The organism is Microcoleus sp. T3_D1 (assembly GCF_036700405.1).
Lineage (GTDB): Bacteria > Cyanobacteriota > Cyanobacteriia > Cyanobacteriales > Microcoleaceae > Microcoleus.
Window position 1 is genome coordinate 1 of sequence record NZ_JAUBOV010000191.1, and the last position, 2,028, is coordinate 2,028.

Consider the following 2,028-nt stretch of genomic DNA (forward strand, 5'->3'; position numbering starts at 1 on the left):
ATTCTCAACAACAGGCAAGATGCCTGTTCCACAATTCTCAACAACAGGCAAGATGCCTGTTCCACAAAGAGTGAATCGGCTTGTGGGGTGGGCATCTTGCCCGCCCGTACCATTCTCAACAACAGGCAAGATGCCTGTTCCACAATTCTCAACAACAGGCAAGATGCCTGTTCCACAAAGAGTGAATCGGCTTGTGGGGTGGGCATCTTGCCCGCCCGTACCATTCTCAACAACAGGCAAGATGCCTGTTCCACAATTCTCAACAACAGGCAAGATGCCTGTTCCACAAAGAGTGAATCTGCTTGTGGGGTGGGCATCTTGCCCGCCCAGCAAAGGCTTTTAGTCCCTAAAAAAATATTTCGCAGTCAAAATCCCCCCCCTTTACAAGGGGGGGTTAGGGGGGGTTCTGCGGTAACAGTAGCGGTTGCAGTTTGCCCGATCGAATATCTGGAATATCTGGGATAATGTATTACTGATCCAAAGTATTGGCATTCACAAATCGACCAATCAACCCAGAGACGAATGACAACACAATGGAACCCACCAAAGCCGGCCAAAAACCGTTAACCGCAAAGCCGATATTGAACGCACCCGCTAACCACGAAGCCAGGGAAAGCGAAATTGCATTCACAACGAATAAAAACAAACCTAAAGTAATAATGGTCAAAGGCAGCGTCAGCAATGTAATAATCGGTTTGACAACCGCATTCACCAATCCGATAACAACAGCAGCCAGCATCGCCGCCGGAAAGCTAACCACCGCCATACCTGGTACAATGTTAGCGGTAATGACCAGCGAAACTGCTGCTACTATCCAAGTTAAGAAAAAACTTAGCATATCTTTTTTTCCATCTCCATCACTATTAATTAAGATTTTAACTGTTTAGTCGATCGACCAAAGTTCGGGATACACTACGAAATACCCACCTTGCGAGAATATCAGACTTATGAAACTCCGGCAACTAGCAGCATTCCTCTTGGCGCTAACTATCTTCATCCTGCCGCAGCCAGCCCAGGCTCAATCTAAATATTACGCTCCGCCGTTGTCCTTTAGCAACGCCGAACTGACAAGACGCGATTTTTCCGGTCAAATGCTGCGGGCTGCTGAGTTTTCTAACGCTAATATGGACTTGACTAATTTTTCTAATGCCGATTTGCGGGGAGCAATTATGAGCGCTTCGGTGATGACTGAGGCGAATTTGCACGGAGCAAATTTAACTAATGCAATGATAGATCAAGTTAAATTTACTAAGGCCGATTTAAGCGATGCCATATTAGCAGAAACAATTTTGCTGCGTTCTACTTTTGAGGGAGCTGATATCACCGGCGCTGACTTTACTGATGCAATTATGGACGGCTCACAAATTAAAGAATTGTGTACAAAGGCAACCGGGATTAATTCTCAAACTGGGATTTCTACTCGCGATTCCTTGGGATGCCGCTGATATCATCTCCGCTCAATTACTGATGATTGTTTGTTGGGTGGGGGCGGGTTTTTGAGATTGTTTGTTTGAGACGATTATGGTTGGTGGAACCCGCCCCTACGAAACCATATTTTGTAGGGGCGGGTTCCACCAAAAATATCTAACAATTACCAACAATTTAGATAAACCCGCCCCCACACCGCGAATAATTCACATTAACCTGATATTTGCATTAAATTCTCAAATGTAAATGATGATTGTTTGTTGGGTGGGGGCGGGTTTTTGAGATTGTTTGTTTGAGACGATTATGGTTGGTGGAACCCGCCCCTACGAAACCATATTTTGTAGGGGCGGGTTCCACCAAAAAAATCTAACAATTACCAACAATTTAGATAAACCCGCCCCCACACCGCGAATAATTCACATTAACCTGATATTTGCATTAAATTCTCAAATGTAAATGATGATTGTTTGTTGGGTGGGGGCGGGTTTTTGAGATTGTTTGTTTGAGACGATTATGGTTGGTGGAACCCGCCCCTTGTATCTTAAAGGAGTCAGTAGATCGCCACGTCATGGATTCGATCGAGCCGACTTTCAGGCGATC

3 protein-coding genes are annotated in these 2,028 nt (G+C 45.2%); 1 reads left to right on the forward strand and 2 read right to left on the reverse strand.

All coding sequences use genetic code 11. From position 1 onward, the window contains the following. Both QT992_RS33290 and QT992_RS33295 read right to left on the reverse strand, forming a co-directional pair. The coding region (locus tag QT992_RS33290) for a hypothetical protein (protein ID WP_333343088.1) at window positions 1-317 on the reverse strand (317 nt) is incomplete at its 3' end. A gap of 152 nt (window positions 318-469) precedes the next feature. Continuing rightward, window positions 470-838: a phage holin family protein gene (locus tag QT992_RS33295; protein ID WP_333314815.1), complete on the reverse strand. Its 369-nt coding sequence runs from the start codon at window positions 836-838 to the stop codon at window positions 470-472. A gap of 109 nt (window positions 839-947) precedes the next feature. Here QT992_RS33295 and QT992_RS33300 point away from each other — a divergent pair, with 109 nt between their 5' ends. After that, the gene (locus tag QT992_RS33300; RefSeq protein ID WP_333314819.1) at window positions 948-1,445 is read left to right on the forward strand and encodes a pentapeptide repeat-containing protein; all 498 of its coding nucleotides are present in this window, start codon (window positions 948-950) and stop codon (window positions 1,443-1,445) included. The last annotated feature ends 583 nt before the right edge of the window (window positions 1,446-2,028 follow it).